Source organism: Streptacidiphilus anmyonensis (genome assembly GCF_000787855.1).
GTDB classification, from domain to species: Bacteria; Actinomycetota; Actinomycetes; order Streptomycetales; family Streptomycetaceae; genus Streptacidiphilus; species Streptacidiphilus anmyonensis.
In genome coordinates this window covers 20,668-38,746 of record NZ_BBPQ01000043.1, presented here as the reverse complement: position 1 = coordinate 38,746, position 18,079 = coordinate 20,668, and the positions used below count along the sequence as shown (strand labels likewise).

The following is an 18,079-nucleotide window of genomic DNA, read 5'->3' as shown; positions in this document are numbered from 1 at the left end:
CCCCGGGCGCGGCGACCGCCTCGGCCGGGGGTCTCCGCGCCGCTCAGATCCGCTCGCGGATCCTGCGCGCCAGCGACTGCGCCGCCGCGTGGGGGTCCTTCGCCTGCGTCAGGGCGCGGACCACGACGATCCGCCGCGCGCCGGCGTCCAGCACCGTGGCGAGGTTCGACTCGTCGATGCCGCCGATCGCGAACCACGGGCGGTCCGTGGTCTGCTTCGCGGCGTACTGCACGAGCTCCAACCCCGGGGCGTGGCGGCCCGGCTTGGTCGGGGTGGGCCACACCGGGCCGGTGCAGAAGTAGTCGACCCCCGGCTCGGTGAGGGCGACGTCCACCTCCGCCTCGGCGTGGCAGCTGCGGCCGATGACCACGTCGTCGCCGAGGATCGCACGGGCGACCGGCACCGGCAGGTCGTCCTGGCCGAGGTGGAGGACGTCGGGGCGGGCCCCGTAGGCGACGTCCGCGCGGTCGTTGACCGACAGCAGGCGGCCGTGGCGGCGGCAGGCGTCGGCGAAGACCTCGAGCGCGGCGAGCTCCTGCCTGGCCTCCAGGCCCTTGTCGCGGAGCTGGACGATGTCGACGCCGCCGGCCAGGACCGCGTCGAGGAACTCGGCGAGGTCGCCCTGCTCGCGGCGGGCGTCGGTGCACAGGTAGAGACGGGCGTCCGCCAGGGCGGTGCGCGCGCCGCTCACAGGGCCATCGCCTGGGCGCGGCGCTTGACCTCCGTGCCGCGGTTCTCGTTCAGTGCCTGGGCGGGGGTGCCGGGAAGACTCGGGTCATCGGTGAACAGCCACTCCAGGGCCTCCTCCTCGCTGAACCCGGAGTCCTTGAGGACGGTCAGCGTGCCGACGATGCCCTTCACCGGCCCGTCCTCGCCGATGAAGGCGGTCGGGACCATCAGGACCTTGTTCTCGCCGCGGCGCGCCGACAGCAGCGTGCCGTCGGTGACCATGTTGCGGACCTTGGTGACCTCGACACCCCACTTCTCGGCGATGTCGGGGAGGTACATCCAGTCCGGAACCAGGGCTTCGATCTTGGGATCAATCTCACTCACGTCAACAGACTGCCACTTCCGACGGTGAATGCGCACACCGTGTCACCGCGGTTCGTCCGGTGGGCCCCCGCCGCGCTCAGTCGAGCACGGCGATGCCCTCCAGTTCCACGAGCGCCGGCTCGTCCCAGAGCCGGACCACGCCGATCAGCGCCATCGCCGGGTAGTCGCGCCCCGCGCGGGCCCGCCAGACGCGGCCGATGTCGGCGGCGTGGGCGCGGTAGTCCTCCGGGTCGGTGGCGTAGACGGTGAGCCGGGCCAGCTGCGCGGGCGTGCCGCCGGCCGCGGCCAGGGCCTCCAGCAGGTTGGCGAGCGCCCGGTCGAACTGCTCGACGACGTCCGCGCCGACGATCGCGCCCTTCTCGTCGAGCGCGGTCTGCCCGGCCAGGAAGACCAGGGTGCCGCCGGTCGCGGTGACGGCGTGGCTGAAGCCCTTCGGCTCGGCCAGCCCCGGCGGGTTGATCCGACGCAGCGTCATGACTGGACTCCTCCTCCGTCGACGGTGATGCCCTGACCGTTCAGGGCCTCGTTCTCCAGCAGCAGCCGGACCACGGCCGCCACCTCCTGCGGACGGATCAGCCGCCCGATCGGCTGCATCCGCGCCAGCGTCCCGCGCGCCTGCTCCTCGCTGCGGCCCGTCCGCGCGGCGATCGCCGCGACCGTCGCGTCGGTCATCGGGGTGTCCACGTACCCGGGGCAGACGGCGTTCACCGTCACCCCGGTGCCCGCGAGCTCCGCGGCGGCCGAGCGGACCAGGCCGAGCACGCCGTGCTTGGCCGCGGTGTACGCGGCGACGTACGGCGCGCCGGCCTTGGCCGCGACCGAGGCGACCACGACGATCCGCCCCCACCCGGCCGCCCGCATCGGCGGGACCGCGCGCCGGACGCAGCGGAACGGCGCGGTCAGGTTCAGCGCCAACTGCGCCTCCCACAGCTCGTCGCTGGTCTCCGTCAGCTTCGCGGACGCGCCCGTGCCGGCGGCCGCGACGAGCACCTCGGCCGGGCCCCACACCGCCTCGACCCGCCCGAACAGCTCCTCGGCCGCGCCGGGCGCGGTGAGGTCGACGGGCACGGTCAGCGTCTCGCCGGGCAGGGACCTCGCGGCGTGCTCCAGGGCCTCCGCGTCGCGGGCGGCCAGCGCCACCCGGTGTCCGGCCGCGGACAGGTCGGCGGCGACGGCCGCGCCGATCCCCCGGCTCCCGCCGGTCACCACGCAGATCCGGCTGCGCGCCTCGAAGGGGGCGCTCACCGGTACAGCTCCCGGGCGATGATGCTCAGCTGCACCTCGGAGGCGCCCTCGTAGATCCGCGGCGCCCGCACCTCCCGGTAGAGCCGCTCCAGCAGGTGCCCGCGTCGGAGCGCACGCGCGCCGTGGAGCTGGACGGCGGAGTCGACGACGTACTGGGCCGCCTCGGTCGCGAACAGCTTCGCCATGGCCGCGCGCCCGGTCGGCCCGTGCAGGCCCCCGCTTCGCGAGGCGCCCCCGCCCGTCCCCCCGTTCGCGTCGTAGGCGGCGGCCGCCGCGTAGACGAGCAGACGGGCCGCCTCGGTGCGGGTGGCCATCTCCGCGAGGCGGTGGCCGACGGACTGGAGGTCCCGCAGCGGGCCGCCGAATGCCTCCCGGGCGGCCGCGTGCGCCACCGCCGCGTCGAGCGCGGCCTGGGCCATGCCGACGGCGAACGCGCCGACGCTGGGCCGGAACAGGTCCAGGGTGCGCATCGCCACCCGGAACCCGCCGCCGACCTCGCCGAGCAGGTCCGCCGGGCCGACCGGGACGCCGTCGAAGCGCAGCCGCCCGATCGGGTGCGGGGAGATCATGTCGAGCGGTTCGCCGGTCAGGCCGGGCCGGTCGGCGGGCACGAGGAAGGCGGTCACGCCGCGCGCGCCCGCCTCGGGGCCGGTGCGCGCGAAGACCGTGTACAGGTCGGCCTCGGGAGCGTTGGAGATCCAGCACTTCTCGCCGCTGAGCCGCCAGCCGCCGTCGGTCCCGGCCGCTCCGTCCGGCTTCGCCTCCAGCGCCAGCGCGGCCGCGTCCGAGCCCGCGCCGGGCTCGGAGAGCGCGAAGGCCGCCACGGCGCGGCCCGAGGCCACCTCCGGCAGCCAGCGCGCGAGCTGCGCCTCGCTGCCGCTCTGCACCACGGGGTAGAAGCCGAGCCCCTGGAGCGCCAGGGCCGTCTCCGCCTCGGTGCTGACCTGGGCCAGCGACTCGCGCAGCAGGCACAGGTCCAGCGCGGCGGCCGAGCGGCCCCCGCCCGGGAAGAGCCGCGCGAGCAGCCCGAGCCGGCCCATCTCCTCCAGCAGCGGCCGGTTGACCCGCTCCCCGAGGGCCGGATCGTCCTGGTGCGCGAGCGGCAGCAGCCGCTCCACCGCCTGCTCGCGGACCTGGGCGCAGAACCGCTGCTGCTCCTCGTCCAGCACGAACGCCGTCGTCGCCATCGTCCGCTCCCTCCTCACGCCGCTCCATGTCCGGGCTCCCCCATTCATATCGCGGATGGTTGACTGTCGTCACCAACGCGCTAGCCTGCTCTACGGATCCACCGGTCCCTGCCCAGGTCGAGGTGAGGGGGTACCACCCGCCATGCACCTGCTCCCCTCCGCCCACGTCGACAGCTTCGCGCGCGACCATCTGCCGCCCGCGCCGACGTGGCCGGAACTCCGCTTCGACCTGCCCGAGCTGCGCTATCCGGACCGGCTCAACTGCGGCGCCGAGGTCCTCGACGCGACGATCGCCCGCCTCGGCGCCGACCGCCCGTGCCTGCGCCTGGAGGACGGCTCCGTCTGGTCCTACGGCCATCTGCGCGCCCGGACCGACCGGATCGCCCGCGTCCTGGTCGAGGACCTCGGCGTCGTCCCCGGCAACCGGGTGCTGCTGCGCGGCGCCACCACGCCGTGGCTGGTCGCCTGCTGGCTGGCCGTCATGAAGGTCGGCGCGGTGGCCGTCACCGTGCTGGCGGCGCAGCGCCGCACCGAGCTGGCCACCATGGTCGAGATCGCCCAGGTGCGGCACGCGCTCTGTGACGCGCGGGCCCTGGAGGAGCTGGAGGCCGTCGACGCCCCCGACCTCCGGATCACCCCGTACGGCGGCCGCACCGACGCCGACCTGCTGGCCCTCGCCGCCGGGAAGTCCGACGCGCCCTTCCCCGCCGTCCCGACCTCCGCCGACGACGTGGCCCTGATCGCCTTCACCTCCGGCACCACCGGGCGCCCCAAGGGCTGCATGCACTTCCACCGCGACGTGCTGGCCATCGCCGACACCTTCTCCGCCCACGTGCTGCAGCCCACCCCGGACGACGTGTTCACCGGCACCCCGCCGCTCGGCTTCACCTTCGGGCTGGGCGGGCTGGTGGTCTTCCCGCTGCGCGTCGGCGCGTCCGCGCTGCTGCTGGAGCAGCCCTCGCCCGCCTCGCTCCCGGCCGCGATCGAGCGCCACCGCGTCAGCGTGCTGTTCACCGCGCCGACCGCGTACCGGGTGCTGCTGGACCAGGCGGGCGAGGCCGACCTGTCCTCGCTGCGCCGGTGCGTCTCCGCCGGGGAGAACCTGCCCGCCGCCACCTGGGAGGCCTTCCACGCCCGCACCGGACTGCCGCTGATCAACGGCATCGGCGCGACCGAGCTGCTGCACATCTTCGTCTCCGCGGCCGACGCCGACGCCCGCCCCGGCGTCACCGGCTTCCCCGTCCCCGGCTACCGCGCCCGCGTCGTCGACCCGGCCACCGGCGAGGACGCCCCCGACGGCACCCCCGGACTGCTCGCCGTCCAGGGGCCGACCGGCTGCCGCTACCTGGACGACCCGCGCCAGAGCACTTACGTCCACGACGGCTGGAACCTCACCGGCGACACCTACGTCCGCGACCCCGACGGCCGCTTCCGCTACCAGGCCCGCGCCGACGACATGATCATCTCCGCCGGGTACAACATCGCCGGCCCCGAGGTCGAGGAGGCCCTGCTGCGCCACCCCGAGGTCCGCGAGGCCGCGGTCATCGGCGTCCCGGACGAGGCGCGCGGCCAGGTGGTCAAGGCCTTCGTGGTCCTGGCCGAGGGCGTCCCGGCGGACGAGGGCACGGCGAAGGTGCTTCAGGACTTCGTGAAGTCGACGATCAGCGCCTACAAGTACCCCCGGCAGGTGGAGTTCCGCGAGGCGCTGCCGCGCACGCCCACCGGCAAGCTCCAGCGGTTCCGACTGCGGAATACGGAGTGAGGATCTTTAGAGTGACCGTATGACCACCGAGGCCCTCGAAGCAGACACGTCCGCGCGTGAGCACACACCCGGCTCGCTGCTGGTCACGTTCTTCGGCGCGCACGGCCGCGACCTCGGCGGCTGGATCGCCGTCGGCGACCTGATCCGCCTGCTGTCCGCGGTCGGCGTGGACGCCCAGCCCGTACGGTCGGCCGTGTCCCGGCTGAAGCGGCGCGGCTTCCTCGCTCCCGAGGCGCTGGGCGGCGTCGCCGGCTACACGCTCTCCGAGCAGGCGCGCGAACTCCTCGCGGACGGCGACCGCCGCATCTACGCCCACCGCGCGCCGCGGCTGGCCGACGGCTGGGTGCTGGCCCTGTTCTCCGTCCCGGAGAGCGAACGCCACAAGCGCCACGTGCTGCGCAGCAGACTGGCCCGCCTGGGCTTCGGCACGGCCGCGCCCGGCGTCTGGATCGCGCCCGCGCACCTCTACGAGGAGACGCGGCACGTCCTGACGCGCCTCGAACTCGCCGCGTACACCGACCTCTTCCGCGCCGAGCACCTGGCCTTCGACGCGACGGCGGAGTCCGTCCGGCGCTGGTGGGACCTGCCCGCGCTGGCCCGCTGCCACGAGGAGTTCCTGGAGGTCCACGAGCCCGTGCTCACGCGGTGGAACCGCGCGAGGGGCGCGGTCTCCCTGCCGGACGCCTTCGCGGACCACCTCCGGGCGGTCGACAGCTGGCGGCGCCTCCCCTACCTCGACCCGGGGCTCCCGCCCGAGCTCCTCCCGGCCTCCTGGCCGGGCGGCCGTGCGGCACGGGTCTTCCAGGAGCTGGACGCGCGATTGGGCGCTGCCGCGCGGGACTTCGTCAAGCAGACCGTCGGCGGGTAGTCGCACCTGCCCAAGCGGCGCGGGGCTCCGTCGACGTGCGGCTCCGCCGCTTGGGCGCGAGCGGTTGGTTGTGCTCCCGCGGGCAGTTGCACCACCCAGGGGCGCGGGGAACTGCGCGACCAGCCACTGACCCACGTAGCGCACCGAACGGACAGGGCTCCCCACTCCGGGGGTCTAGCGCCCCTGGGCTACTGCCTCCGGCCGGTCTGCGGGCGGCGGCTCCCTGCCTGGTACTGGACCGGCCACTCCGCCCCCGGCCCCGACCAGGCCTGCTCCGCGGCCGCATGGAGCGTCCACGCCGGGTCGTAGAGGTGCGGGCGGCCGAGGGCGACCAGGTCCGCGCGGCCGGCCAGCAGCAGGGAGTTGACGTCGTCCCAGGACGAGACCGCGCCGACGGCGACGACAGGCACGCGCACGCGGTTGCGGATCGCGTCCGCGTAGGGCGTCTGGTAGGAGCGGCCGAAGGCGGGCCGCTCGTAGGGGACGACCTGGCCCGTGGAGACGTCGATCGCGTCCGCGCCGTGCGCGGCGAACGCGGCGGCGATGACGACGGCCTCCTCCGTGTCGTTGCCGCCCTCCGCCCAGTCCGTCGCGGAGACGCGCACCGTCATCGGGCGGTCCTGCGGCCAGACCTCCCGCATCGCGTCGAAGACCTCCAGCGGCCAGCGCAGCCGCGCCTCCAACGGGCCGCCGTACGCGTCCTCGCGGCGGTTCGTCAGCGGGGAGAGGAAGGAGGACAGCAGGTAGCCGTGGGCGCAGTGCAGCTCCAGCAGGTCGAAGCCCGCCTCCGCGCCGCGCCGGGCCGCCGCGACGAACTGCTGCTTCAGCTCCCCCAACTGCTCGTGCGTCAGCTCGGCCGGAACCTGTCCCGCACCCGGGCGGTACGCCAGCGGGGAGGGCCCGACCAGCGGCCACGCCTGCTCCGGCGCGAGGGGGTCGTCCATGCCCTCCCACATCAGCTTCGTCGCGCCCTTGCGCCCGGAGTGGCCGAGCTGGAGGCCGATCGCCGCGCCGCTGCGCTCGTGCACGAACCCGGTGATCCGCGCCCACGCGGCCCGCTGCTCGTCGTTCCACAGACCCGTGCAGCCGAGCGTGATGCGGCCCTCGGGCGCGACGCAGACCATCTCCGTCATCACCAGACCCGCGCCGCCGAGCGCCCGCGAGCCGAGGTGCACCAGGTGGAAGTCGTCCGGCAGGCCGTCCTGCGCGGAGTACATGTCCATCGGGGAGACCACGACCCGGTTGCGCAGCGTCAGCCCGCGCAGCCGGAAGGGCGTGAACATCGGCGGGGTGCCGTCGGCTGCGACGGCGTCGTTGAACCGCGCCTCGGCGTCCGCGACATAGCCCGGGTCGCGCAGCCGCAGGTTGTCGTGGGTGATCCGGCGGCTGCGGGTGAGCAGGTTGAAGGCCAACTGCCAGCCGGGCTGGTCCAGGTACTGCTCCAGGTTCTCGAACCACTCCAGGCTCGCCTGGGCCGCGCGCTGGGTCGAGGCGACCACCGGACGCCGCTCCTCCTCGTACGCGGCCAGCGCCTCCGGAACCGACGCCGACTCGCGCAGCGCCGCGGCCAGGGCCACCGCGTCCTCCATGGCGAGCTTGGTGCCGGAGCCGATGGAGAAGTGCGCGGTGTGGGCGGCGTCGCCCAGCAGCACGGTGTTCCCGTCGGACCAGGTGGCGTTGCGGACGGTGGTGAACGCGATCCAGCGCGAGTCGTTGCCGCGCAGCGAGTGGCCTCGCAGGGCGTCGGCGAAGAGCTTCTCGCACGCGGCCACGGACTCGTGCTCGTCCAGCCGGTCCAGCCCGGCGCGACGCCAGACGTCCTCGCGCATCTCGACGATGACGGTGCTGCCCGCGTCCGAGTACGGGTAGCCGTGCAGCTGCATGACGCCGTGCTCGGTGCGCAGCACGTGGAACTGGAAGGCGTCGAAGACCAGGTCGGTGCCGAGCCAGATGTAGCGGCAGCGCCGCTCGTCCAGCTGCGGGCGGTAGACCTCGGCCGCGGCGGCGCGGGTGCGCGAACGGACGCCGTCGGCGGCGACGACCAGGTCGTGCGTGCGGGCCAGCTCCGCCGCGGGCGGGGCCTCGGCGCGGAACCGCAGCTCCACGCCGACGGCGCGGCACCGCTCCTGGAGCAGCCCCAGCAGGCGCTGCCTGCTGGTCGCGGCGAAGCCGTGCCCGCCGGAGGTGAACACCTGGCCGCTGGGCAGGTGCACGTCGATGTCGTCCCACCGGGCGAAGCCCGCCGCGAGCTCGGCGTAGAGCTCCGGGTCGGCCTCCTCGATCCCGCCGAGCGTCTCGTCGGAGAGCACGACGCCGAAGCCGAAGGTGTCCCCGGGCGCGTTGCGCTCCCAGACGGTGACCTCGTGCGCCGGCTGCTGCCGCTTGACCAGCGCGGCGAAGTACAGGCCGCCCGGCCCGCCGCCGATGACCGCGATCCGCACGACCGTCTCCCTCCTCGACCGACCCGCTTTATACCGTGTCCCTCACCATCGTAACGACAGCGCTATGCCGTGTCACCGGGCCCGCTCCGCGCCCCTGCTCACCGGCCCTGCTCACCGACCCTGCTCACCGGCCCTGCCATTTGGGCGGACGCTTGCCGGTGAAGGCGGCGTGGAACTCGGCGTAGTCCGCGCTCTTCATCAGCAGCGCCTGGGTCATCGCCTCCAGCTCGACCGAGGCCGCCAGGCTCATGTCCAGCTCCTGCGTCAGCAGCGCCTTGGTCTGCGCGAGCGCGAAGGCCGGCCCCTCGGCGAGCCGCTGCGCGAGCGCGCCGGCCTTCGCGTCCAGCTCCTCGTCCTCCACCAGCTCGCTGACCAGCCCGTACCGGTCGGCCGTGACGGCGTCCAAGGTGTCGCCCAGCATCAGCAGCTTGGTGGCGTGCCCGAGCCCGACGATGCGCGGCAGCAGGTACGCGGCGCCCATGTCCGCCCCGGCCAGCCCCACCTTGGTGAACAGGAACGCGAAGCGCGCGGACCGGGCCACCACCCGGAAGTCCGCGGCCAGCGCGAGCACCGACCCCGCTCCCGCGGCGATGCCGTGGATCGCGGCCACGACGGGGATCGGGCACTCCCGCATCGCCCGGACGACCTGCCCCGTCATCCGGGTGAAGTCGAGCAGCTCGTCGGGCCGCATCTCCAGGGTCGCGCCGATGATCTCGTTGACGTCCCCGCCGGAGCAGAAGCCGCGGCCCTCGCCGCGCAGCAGCACCGCCCGGGTGTCCCCGCGCTGCGGCAGCTCCGCGAGGAGATCGCGCAGGTCTGCGTAGGACTCGAAGGTGAGGGCGTTCAGCTTGTCCGGCCGGTCCAGCGTGACCGTCAGCACGCCCGCGTCGTCACGGGTCAGCCGGAAGTGCCGCCACTCCTCGGTGAACGGCACGGACCCACGGAACGGACTCATCGCCACGACCTCCCCTGTCGGTTATGCACTTGATGCCACCATCGTCACGAACACGATATGCGCATCCACCGGCACCTGGGAACGGCCGCCGCGCGGCGGGTGCTGCATACTGCTGGGTGAAGTCGGACACGAAGGAGCTGGGCATGCGCTACGCGCTGATCGCCGTGGTCGTCGCCGCGACCTGCGCGCTGGAGTGGGCCACCTCGCCCACGGTCCTCGCCGCGCTGGCGGTCGTCATCCCGACACTGATGCTCGCCCCGGTGGCGGTCCTTTCGGCACGCCCTCTGGGCGACGAGGACGCCGCGCCGGGCAACCGACGCACGCTCTGAGGGGCGCGAGGAACGGCGCGAGCGGGCCACCCTGTGCGGACGGCCCCGCGCGTGCCCCGCACCCCTGAGGGCTAGGCGATCGCAGCCTTCAGCGCCACAGTCGGGTCGGCCGCCTTTGCGACGTCCACCCGCGCGCCGCTGTCGATCAGCTTCCGCCCCTGCGCGAGGTCCCGGGGCCTGTCCACGGTGAGCACCGCCTCCAGCCGGTCCCCGCGCACCCACAGGACGGCGTCCCCGCCGCGCGCGACCTGCTCCGCGGAGGCGTCGATCACGCCCGCGACCTGCACCATGTGGCCGAACTGCTCGGACCAGAAGTACGGCACCGGGTCGTAGACCACCTCGCCGCCCAGGACGTTCGCCGCCACGACCCGTGCGCCCTGCACCGCGTTGTCCCAGTGGTGCACGGCCAGGCGGCGCCCGTACCGCGCCGACGGGAAGGACGCGCAGTCCCCCACCGCGTGGACGTCCGCGCGCCCCGCGCGCAGCCGCGCGTCCGCGGCGACCGCGCCGCGGTCGTCCAGGGGGATGCCCGAGCCCGCGAGCCAGGCGTTGTCCGGGCGGGCGCCGATGCCGACGACGACGGCGTCGGCGGCGAGCTCCCTGCCGTTCGTCAGACGCACCGCGTGCTCGTCGATGCCGCTGACGGCCGAGGCCGTGAGGAGCTCTGCGCCCGCCTGCGCGTACCACGGGCGCGTGCGCTCGCCGAGCTCCGCGGGCAGCGCGCCCGCGAGCGGGGACGACGCGGCCTCCACCACCGTGACGTCGCAGCCCAGCCGGCGGGCGACCGTCGCCGCCTCCGCGCCGATCCAGCCCGCGCCGACCACGACGACCCGGGTTCCGGGCCGCAGCGCCTCGCGCAGGGCCAGCGCGTCGTCCTGGGTGCGCAGCAGGAACGCCGATTCGGGCTGGCCGGGCAGGGAGACCGGCGCGGCGCCGGTCGCCAGCACCAGCCGGTCGTAGGACAGGTCGCCGCCGTCGGTCTTCACCGTCCTCGCGTCGGCGTCGAGTGAGAGCGCCCGGCGGCCGAGCGCCAGTTCGATGCCCAGCTCCTCGAAGTCGATCTCGAAGCGGGAGTGCTCCGCGCGCCCCAGCAGGACGTCCTTGGAGAGCGGCGGACGGTCGTACGGCGGGTGGGGCTCCGCGCCCAGCAGCACCAGGGAGCCCTCGTAGCCCTGCTGGCGCAACGACACCGCCGTCTGCACCCCCGCCATCCCCGCGCCGACGACCACGACCCGGACGATCTCATCAGCCATTCGGCCACTGTATAGAGTGGGTCGGGAAGTAGCTCGACCTACTCACAAACGCGGGAGCCCGGAGCACCGGGCTGAGAGGGAGGCTGGGGCGCCTCCGACCGTCCGAACCTGATCCGGGTCATTCCGGCGAAGGGAGTGCAGCATCATGACGTCCACTGACGCCCGCCGACCCGACGTCCGGCCCGACGTCCTGGTCGTCGGCGGCGGGATCATCGGCCTGGCCGTGGCCTGGCGGACCGCGCAGCGCGGGCTGCGGGTGACCGTCCTCGACCCCGACCCGGGGCGCGGCGCGAACCACGTCGCCGCCGGGATGCTCGCGCCGGTGACGGAGCTCCAGTACGGCGAGGAGCCGCTGCTGCGGCTGGGGATCGCGTCCAACGAGCGCTACGCCGACTTCGTCGCCGAGCTGACCGGGGCGAGCGGCCTGGGGACCGGCTACCGCCGCTGCGGCACCCTGGCCGTCGCGCTGGACGCCGACGACCGGGCGGAGCTGCGCGAGGTGCACGCGTTCCAACGCCGCCTGGGACTGGAGACCGAGTGGCTGACCGGCCGCGAGTGCCGTCGGCTGGAGCCGATGCTGGCGCCGGACGTGCGCGGCGGGACGCTGGTCGGCGGCGACCACCAGGTCGATCCCCGACGTCTCGGGGCCGCGCTCGTCGAAGCCTGCCGCCGGAGCGGCGTGACGCTGCACCGCTCCCGCGCCGCCGAGCTGCTGACGGAGAACGACCGCGCCGTCGGCGTCCGCGCCGAGGACGGCCTGACGCTGCGCGCGGACGCGACGGTCGTCGCGGCCGGCAGCTGGAGCGGTGACCTGCCGGGGCTGCCGCCCGAGGCGCGGCCGCCCGTCCGGCCGGTCAAGGGACAGGTGCTGCGGCTGCGGATGGAGACCGTCCAGGGCCCGCTGCCGACGCCGTTCCTCTCCCGCAACCTGCGCGCGGTGGTGCGCGGCTGCCACATCTACCTGGTCCCGCGTGAGAACGGCGAGCTCGTGGTCGGCGCGACCATGGAGGAGCAGGGCTTCGACACCACCGTGACCGCGGGCGGCGTCTACGAGCTGCTGCGCGACGCGCGCGAGCTGCTGCCGGGGATCACCGAGCTGCCGCTGGTCGAGTCGAACGCGGGCCTGCGCCCCGGCACACCCGACAACGCGCCGCTGCTCGGGCCGACCGCCCTGCCCGGCCTGGTCGCCGCGACCGGCCACCACCGCAACGGCGTGCTGCTGACGCCGGTGACCGGCGACGCGGTCGCCGACTTCCTGACCACCGGCCAGTTGCCGCCCGAGGCCGCGCCGTTCTCCCCCGCTCGATTCGCAGCATCCGTCACCCAGCTCCCGGAGTTCACCCGATGACCGCCGCCGCCACGATCCGACTCACCGTCAACGGCGAGGCCCGCTCGCTGCCCGGCGGGGTGACGCTCGCCGAGGTGGTCACCGAGCTGTCGGCCGCGCCGAGCGGCGTCGCCGCCGCCGTGAACGAGACCGTGGTCCCGCGCAGCCAGTGGGACGCGACCGTGCTCGCCGACGCCGACCGCGTCGAGATCCTCACCGCCGTGCAGGGAGGCTGACCGCCATGGCTGACGATCTGCTCACCATCGCCGACCGCTCCTTCTCCTCCCGGCTGATCATGGGGACCGGCGGCGCGCCCAGCCTGGAGGTGCTGGAGCAGGCGCTGCGCACCTCCCGCACGGAGCTGACCACCGTCGCGATGCGCCGGATCAACCCGACCGCACGCGGCTCGGTGCTGGAGGTGCTGCAACGCTGCGGCATCGGCGTCCTGCCCAACACGGCCGGCTGCTTCACCGCCGGGGAGGCCGTGCTGACGGCCCGGCTGAGCCGGGAGGCACTCGGCACGAACTGGGTGAAGCTGGAGGTCATCGCCGACGAGCGCACCCTGCTGCCCGACCCGATCGAGCTGCTGGACGCCGCCGAGACCCTCGTCGACGACGGCTTCGTCGTCCTGCCCTACACCAACGACGACCCGGTGCTCGCCCGCAAGCTGGAGGACGTGGGCTGCGCCGCCGTCATGCCGCTGGGCTCGCCCATCGGTTCGGGGCTCGGCATCCGCAACCCGCACAACTTCCAGCTGATCGTGGAGCAGGCGAACGTCCCGGTGATCCTCGACGCCGGCGCGGGCACCGCCTCGGACGTGGCGCTGGCCATGGAGCTGGGCTGCGCGGCGGTGATGCTCGCCACGGCGGTCACCCGGGCGCAGGAACCGGCGCTGATGGCGGAGGCGATGCGCAAGGCGGTCGAGGCCGGGCGCCTCGCCTACCGGGCGGGCCGCATCCCGCGGCGCTTCCACGCCGAGGCGTCCTCCCCGATGGAGGGCCGCGCCGCGTTCGACCCCGAGGCGCCAGCCTTCTGACCTGCGGTCCGACCGGCGTTCCCGGCCGCGTTCGGAGCGTCCGTGGTGTTTCCGCGAGTCGTTACACTTCTGCGACGGATGGTGCCGTGGCGCAGGCGGAGGTTCCGCCTCCCCCTAGACTCCTCAACGTGGACGTCACGTTGCAGGACCCCCTTATCGGGCGCGTGCTCGACGGCCGGTACCGGGTCGAGCAGCGCATCGCCGTGGGCGGCATGGCCACGGTGTACCGGGGCGTCGACACCCGGCTGGACCGGGTCGTCGCCCTCAAGGTGATGCACCCGGGCTTCGCGGCGGACCCGGAGTTCGTCGGCCGCTTCATCCGCGAGGCCAAGGCCGTCGCCAAGCTGTCGCACCCCAATGTGGTCGGCGTCTTCGACCAGGGCGAGGACCACGCGGGCCTGCCGCCGGCGGTCTTCCTGGCCATGGAGTACGTGCCCGGCTGGACCCTGCGCGACCTGCTGCGGGACCGGGGCGCGCTGAGCCCGCGCACCACGCTGGACATCCTGGAGCCGGTGCTGGCCGCCCTCGGCGCCGCGCACCGCGCCGGGCTCGTGCACCGGGACGTCAAGCCCGAGAACGTGCTGCTGACCGAGGACGGCCGGGTCAAGGTCGCCGACTTCGGTCTGGTCCGCGCCGTCGACGGACAGACCGCGGCCACCACCCAGCAGGTGATGGGCACCGTCTCCTACCTCGCGCCCGAGCAGATCGAGCGCGGCGCGGCCGACCCGCGCAGCGACGTGTACGCCTGCGGCGTGCTGCTGTACGAGATGCTGACGGGCGCCAAGCCGCACACGGGCGAAAGCCCGATGCACGTCATCTACCAGCACCTGAGCACGGACGTGCCGCCGCCCTCGCAGCGGGTGCCCGGCCTGCCGGAGCAGCTGGACGCCATAACGCTCGCCGCGACCGCGCGCGACGCCGCGCGACGCCCCGCCGACGCCGTGGAACTGCTGGCCGAGCTCCAGCGGATCCGCCGTGGGCTGAGCCCGGCGCAGCTGGACGCGGAACCCCCGGCGGCGACGCCCCCGTCCGCCTCGGGCTCCCCCACGACGATGCTTCCGCCGTTCGCCGGCCCCGTCGGTCGCGTCGGTCCCGTCGGTCCCGCCGACACCGCGCCGCCGGTCGAGCGGACCTCGATCATGGACCCGGCGCTCATGGATCCGGCGCTGCTGCGCGGGCTGCCGGCCGACATCGTCATGCCGCGCCACGAGATTCCGGAGCCGCCGCCGGTCGCGCGGCGACGCCGCGGCGGCCGCCCGCGCTGGGCGCTGCCCACGGGGCTGGTCCTGGTCGTCGCGCTGCTGGTCGCGGGGCTGACCTGGGCGCTCAACGGCGGCCTCTACACCGGCGTCCCGGCCGTGCTGGGCGAGCCGCAGCAGACGGCCGTGGCGGCGCTCTCGCGCGCCGGCTTCGTGGTCAAGGTCAAGGAGGACTTCTCGCCGACCGTCCCCAAGGGCTCGGTCATCGGCACCGACCCGGGCCCCGGCGCCCACGTCCGCAAGGACACGACGGTGACCGTCGACGTGTCCAAGGGCGCGCAGCGCCCGACCGTGCCGACGGTGACCGGCAAGTCGGTGAACGACGCGATCAGCGCGCTCCAGCAGGCCGGGCTCGGCATCGGCGCCCAGCGGCAGCAGGGCGACCCGACCGTTCCGGCGGGCTCGGTCATCGGCACCGACCCGGCGGCCGGCGCCCAGGTGGCGGCGAACACGCCGGTCGCCCTGATCGTCAGCTCCGGCCCGCAGCCGGTCGACCTGCCCGACGTGACCGGCGAGAGCGTCGACCAGGCCACCTCGGACCTCCAGTCGGCGGGCTTCCAGGTCAAGGTCGACCCGAACCAGGTCTTCTCCGACCAGGACCCGGGCACCGTCGCCGCGATGAGCCCGCCGCCCGGCACCTCGCAGCAGGGCGTCACGGTGACCCTGACCGTGTCCAAGGGCCAGCAGCAGGTGACCGTCCCGGACGTGACCGGCCTCAGCGAGAAGGACGCCCAGAAGAAGCTGAAGCAGGCCGGGTTCAAGGTCCGCACGCTCGGCTTCTCCCTGTTCGGCGGCGCCACGGTGCACAGCCAGACCCCGGGCGGCAACGGCCAGGCCGCTCTCGGCAGCACCGTGACCATCTGGGTCTACTGATGCCGCCGACGTCACCGACGAGCGTCACCGTCTGGCATCTGGAGCAGCGGTCCCCGGCCGCGCTCCGGGCCGTGCCCGTCCCGGCCCCGGCCGGGCTCGACCTCGCGGTCGTCCGGGCCGAGCTGATCGGCCCGGAGTTCGCCCGGTTCCTCTACACCGCCGTCGGCGGGGTCTGGAACTGGACGGACCGGCTCGGGTGGGGCTACGCGGAGTGGGAGAAGTGGCTCTCCGTCCCGGGCACCGAGACGTGGGTGGCCTGGGTCTCCGGCACCCCCGCCGGCTACGTCCAGCTCGCGCCGCGCGAGGACGGCGTGGTCGAGGTGGTCTACTTCGGCCTGCTGCCCGCCTTCATCGGCCGCGGCCTCGGCGGCCACCTCCTGGACCTCGGCCTGCGCCGCGCCTGGGACCTGGCGGACCGTCACCCCTCCCTTGCCGCGACCCGCACGGTCGTCGTGGAGACCTGCTCCCTGGACGGCCCCGCGGCCCTGCGCAACTACCGCTCCCGCGGCTTCGAGCTCGCCCGCACCGAGACGGTGACGAAGCCCGTGGGCGAGGCTCCCGGCCCCTGGCCGGGCTCGGGCTACGCGCCGGACTACAGCCAGTCGGCGAGCCCGACGGCCTGACGGTCGATCTGCCAGACCACCGTCTCCCGCTCCGGACCCGGCCGGCGCTCCGTCTCGGTGAAGCCGAGGCGCTTCGGGACCGCGCCGCTGGCGTGGTTGCGGGCGTCGTGGTGGATCTCCACGTGCGTGGTTCCGGGCAGCGCGAACGCCTGCCGGGTGAGCGCGGCGGCGGCCATGGTGACCAGGCCGCGGCCGCCGCCGTCGGCGTGGATCCAGTAGCCGATCTCCCAGCCGCCCTGGCCGATCCGCGCCATCATCGAGCAGGAGCCCAGTACCGGGGCGTCGGGGTGGCCCTCACGGATCGCGTAGTTGTACGCGGTGCCGGAGGCCCACTCCGCGTCCGCCTGCGCGAGGTACGCGACGATGCTCTCCCGCGAGTGCGTGTGCGCCCACGGCATCCACGGCTTCAGCCGCGTGAGCGAGTCGTCCACGAGCGCGGTCAGCTCGTCGACCTGGTCATCACGCCAGCGGGTGAGGACGACGCGGTCGTGGCGGAGGGTCTCTTCGGCGGTGTGTTCCATGTCGGGATACTTCCGGACCCGTCGCGGCGCGGCAATCGGATATCGGACATCCGTTCCGCGGGAGCCCACGTCGTCAGGCCTCGGGGCCGTCGCCCGGCGCCTCCTGGTAGGTGTAGCGCTGCTCGCGCCAGGGGTCGCCGAGGTTGTGGTAGCCGCGTTCCTCCCAGAAGCCGCGGCGGTCCGCGGTCATGTACTCCACGGCGCGGACCCACTTGGGGCCCTTCCAGGCGTAGAGGTGGGGGACGACGAGGCGGACCGGGAAGCCGTGCTCGACGGTGAGCGGCTCGCCGTCGCGGTGGGTGGCGAGGATCGAGGCGGGCGCGGCGAAGTCGGCCAGGCGCAGGTTGGAGCTGAACCCGTACTCGGCCCAGACCATGACGTGGGTGACCTCGGGCGCGGGCGGGACGAGGTCCAGGACGGTGGCCGTGGAGACGCCGCCCCAGCGGTTGCCGAGCATGCTGAAGCGGGTCACACAGTGGAAGTCACCGGTGACCTCGGTCCGCGGCAGGGCCGTGAACTCCTCGAAGGTCCAGCTGTGCTTGTCGCCGTCGGCGGTGGCGCCGAAAACCTGGAGCTCCCAGGTGGCCGGCTTGAAACGGGGGATCGGCCCGTAGTGCAGAACCGGCCAGCCGCGCTGGAGGCGCTGGCCGGGGGGCAGTGACGGCTGGGTCTCCGAAGCTGCCGCCTGCTGGTTTTCGGACTGACCCATGGCTCAATGGTGACAGACGCCTGAGGTTGTGAACGCCACGGGTCAGGTGAGTGTGCCCTTGCTGGATTCGGGCCGTCCGGAATGGAACGATGCGTCGAAACCGGATGAATCGGCAGAGAAAGGGCGCGGTCCCATGCAGGGCGACCCCGAGGTCATCGAGTTCCTGAACGAGCAGCTGACGGCCGAACTGACCGCCATCAACCAGTACTTCCTGCACGCCAAGATGCAGGAGAACTTCGGCTGGACGAAGCTCGCGAAGTTCACCCGCGCGGAGTCCTTCGACGAGATGAAGCACGCCGAGGTGCTCACCGACCGGATCCTCTTCCTCGAGGGTCTGCCGAACTACCAGCGCCTGTTCCATCTGCGCATCGGGCAGACGGTCAGGGAGATGTTCGAGGCGGACCGCCAGATCGAGGTCGAGGCCATCGACCGGCTGCGGCGCGGGATCGTCGTCATGCGCGCCAAGGGGGACGTCACCTCGGCCAACATCTTCGAGTCCATCCTGGCGGACGAGGAGCACCACATCGACTACCTCGACACCCAGCTCGAGCTGCTGGAGAAGCTGGGCGAGCCGCTCTACCTGGCGCAGCTGATCGAGCAGCCGGAGAGCTGAGAGCGGGTGCTGAGAGCGGGGAGCT

19 protein-coding genes and 1 riboswitch are annotated in these 18,079 nt (G+C 74.0%); of the genes, 9 read left to right on the top strand and 10 right to left on the bottom strand.

Going from position 1 to position 18,079, the window contains the following annotated elements:
• Positions 1 to 43 precede the first annotated feature (43 nt).
• The 5 genes from thiE to TR50_RS28785 all read right to left on the bottom strand — a co-directional run bounded on the left by thiE (position 44) and on the right by TR50_RS28785 (position 3,485).
• Positions 44 to 691, bottom strand: coding sequence for a thiamine phosphate synthase (thiE, locus tag TR50_RS28805; RefSeq protein ID WP_042428480.1), 648 nt, complete (start codon positions 689 to 691; stop codon positions 44 to 46).
• The gene (locus TR50_RS28800; protein ID WP_042428478.1) at positions 688 to 1,053 is read right to left on the bottom strand and encodes an Rv2175c family DNA-binding protein; all 366 of its coding nucleotides are present in this window, start codon (positions 1,051 to 1,053) and stop codon (positions 688 to 690) included. The genes thiE and TR50_RS28800 overlap by 4 nt, the downstream gene beginning before the upstream one ends.
• A 76-nt stretch (positions 1,054 to 1,129) precedes the next feature.
• Positions 1,130 to 1,528, bottom strand: a complete 399-nt coding sequence (locus TR50_RS28795; protein WP_042428476.1) for a RidA family protein — start codon at positions 1,526 to 1,528, stop codon at positions 1,130 to 1,132.
• A complete protein-coding gene (locus TR50_RS28790) occupies positions 1,525 to 2,298 on the bottom strand; it encodes an SDR family NAD(P)-dependent oxidoreductase (protein ID WP_042428473.1) in 774 nt (257 codons plus the stop codon). The genes TR50_RS28795 and TR50_RS28790 overlap by 4 nt, the downstream gene beginning before the upstream one ends.
• On the bottom strand, positions 2,295 to 3,485 hold the full coding sequence (locus TR50_RS28785) for an acyl-CoA dehydrogenase family protein (RefSeq protein WP_042428468.1): 1,191 nt from the start codon (positions 3,483 to 3,485) through the stop codon (positions 2,295 to 2,297). Before TR50_RS28785 ends, TR50_RS28790 begins: the two co-directional genes overlap by 4 nt.
• A 142-nt stretch (positions 3,486 to 3,627) precedes the next feature.
• On the opposite strand from TR50_RS28785, the gene TR50_RS28780 reads away from it, so the two are divergent.
• Together TR50_RS28780 and TR50_RS28775 are read left to right on the top strand one after the other, a co-directional pair.
• On the top strand, positions 3,628 to 5,247 hold the full coding sequence (locus TR50_RS28780) for an AMP-binding protein (RefSeq protein ID WP_042428464.1): 1,620 nt from the start codon (positions 3,628 to 3,630) through the stop codon (positions 5,245 to 5,247).
• Positions 5,248 to 5,266: 19 nt separating this feature from the next.
• Entirely contained in the window at positions 5,267 to 6,115 is an 849-nt protein-coding gene (locus tag TR50_RS28775; RefSeq protein ID WP_042428462.1) for a PaaX family transcriptional regulator, read from the top strand.
• Between the two features lie 188 nt (positions 6,116 to 6,303).
• On the opposite strand, the gene TR50_RS28770 is transcribed toward TR50_RS28775, so the two are convergent.
• Both TR50_RS28770 and TR50_RS28765 read right to left on the bottom strand, forming a co-directional pair.
• Positions 6,304 to 8,556: a bifunctional salicylyl-CoA 5-hydroxylase/oxidoreductase gene (locus TR50_RS28770; protein WP_042428459.1), complete on the bottom strand. Its 2,253-nt coding sequence runs from the start codon at positions 8,554 to 8,556 to the stop codon at positions 6,304 to 6,306.
• Between the two features lie 124 nt (positions 8,557 to 8,680).
• Complete coding sequence (locus TR50_RS28765) at positions 8,681 to 9,511, bottom strand: enoyl-CoA hydratase family protein (protein WP_042428456.1); 831 nt, start codon at positions 9,509 to 9,511, stop codon at positions 8,681 to 8,683.
• A 143-nt stretch (positions 9,512 to 9,654) separates the two neighbouring features.
• Here TR50_RS28765 and TR50_RS28760 point away from each other — a divergent pair, with 143 nt between their 5' ends.
• Complete coding sequence (locus TR50_RS28760; protein ID WP_042428454.1) at positions 9,655 to 9,840, top strand: hypothetical protein; 186 nt, start codon at positions 9,655 to 9,657, stop codon at positions 9,838 to 9,840.
• Positions 9,841 to 9,911: 71 nt separating this feature from the next.
• On the opposite strand, the gene TR50_RS28755 is transcribed toward TR50_RS28760, so the two are convergent.
• Complete coding sequence (locus tag TR50_RS28755; protein ID WP_042428451.1) at positions 9,912 to 11,093, bottom strand: NAD(P)/FAD-dependent oxidoreductase; 1,182 nt, start codon at positions 11,091 to 11,093, stop codon at positions 9,912 to 9,914.
• 40 nt (positions 11,094 to 11,133) lie between these two features.
• Positions 11,134 to 11,245, top strand: a riboswitch (TPP riboswitch).
• On the opposite strand from TR50_RS28755, the gene thiO reads away from it, so the two are divergent.
• The 5 genes from thiO (at position 11,239) to TR50_RS28730 (ending at position 16,211) form a co-directional block, all read left to right on the top strand.
• Complete coding sequence (gene thiO / locus TR50_RS28750; RefSeq protein ID WP_042428448.1) at positions 11,239 to 12,441, top strand: glycine oxidase ThiO; 1,203 nt, start codon at positions 11,239 to 11,241, stop codon at positions 12,439 to 12,441. (Overlaps the previous riboswitch by 7 nt.)
• Positions 12,438 to 12,656, top strand: a complete 219-nt coding sequence (gene thiS / locus TR50_RS28745) for a sulfur carrier protein ThiS (protein WP_042428445.1) — start codon at positions 12,438 to 12,440, stop codon at positions 12,654 to 12,656. The genes thiO and thiS overlap by 4 nt, the downstream gene beginning before the upstream one ends.
• Before the next feature lie 5 nt (positions 12,657 to 12,661).
• A complete protein-coding gene (locus TR50_RS28740; protein WP_042428443.1) occupies positions 12,662 to 13,456 on the top strand; it encodes a thiazole synthase in 795 nt (264 codons plus the stop codon).
• Between the two features lie 128 nt (positions 13,457 to 13,584).
• Complete coding sequence (gene pknB / locus TR50_RS28735) at positions 13,585 to 15,588, top strand: Stk1 family PASTA domain-containing Ser/Thr kinase (protein WP_084701139.1); 2,004 nt, start codon at positions 13,585 to 13,587, stop codon at positions 15,586 to 15,588.
• On the top strand, positions 15,588 to 16,211 hold the full coding sequence (locus TR50_RS28730; RefSeq protein WP_042428437.1) for a GNAT family N-acetyltransferase: 624 nt from the start codon (positions 15,588 to 15,590) through the stop codon (positions 16,209 to 16,211). The genes pknB and TR50_RS28730 overlap by 1 nt, the downstream gene beginning before the upstream one ends.
• On the opposite strand, the gene TR50_RS28725 is transcribed toward TR50_RS28730, so the two are convergent.
• Together TR50_RS28725 and TR50_RS28720 are read right to left on the bottom strand one after the other, a co-directional pair.
• Positions 16,181 to 16,732, bottom strand: a complete 552-nt coding sequence (locus tag TR50_RS28725; RefSeq protein ID WP_042428434.1) for a GNAT family N-acetyltransferase — start codon at positions 16,730 to 16,732, stop codon at positions 16,181 to 16,183. The two genes, TR50_RS28730 and TR50_RS28725, sit on opposite strands and share 31 nt — an antisense overlap.
• Positions 16,733 to 16,805: 73 nt before the next feature.
• Entirely contained in the window at positions 16,806 to 17,441 is a 636-nt protein-coding gene (locus TR50_RS28720; protein WP_042428431.1) for a sulfite oxidase-like oxidoreductase, read from the bottom strand.
• Between the two features lie 133 nt (positions 17,442 to 17,574).
• Here TR50_RS28720 and bfr point away from each other — a divergent pair, with 133 nt between their 5' ends.
• On the top strand, positions 17,575 to 18,054 hold the full coding sequence (bfr, locus tag TR50_RS28715; protein ID WP_042428429.1) for a bacterioferritin: 480 nt from the start codon (positions 17,575 to 17,577) through the stop codon (positions 18,052 to 18,054).
• Positions 18,055 to 18,079: the final 25 nt, after the last annotated feature.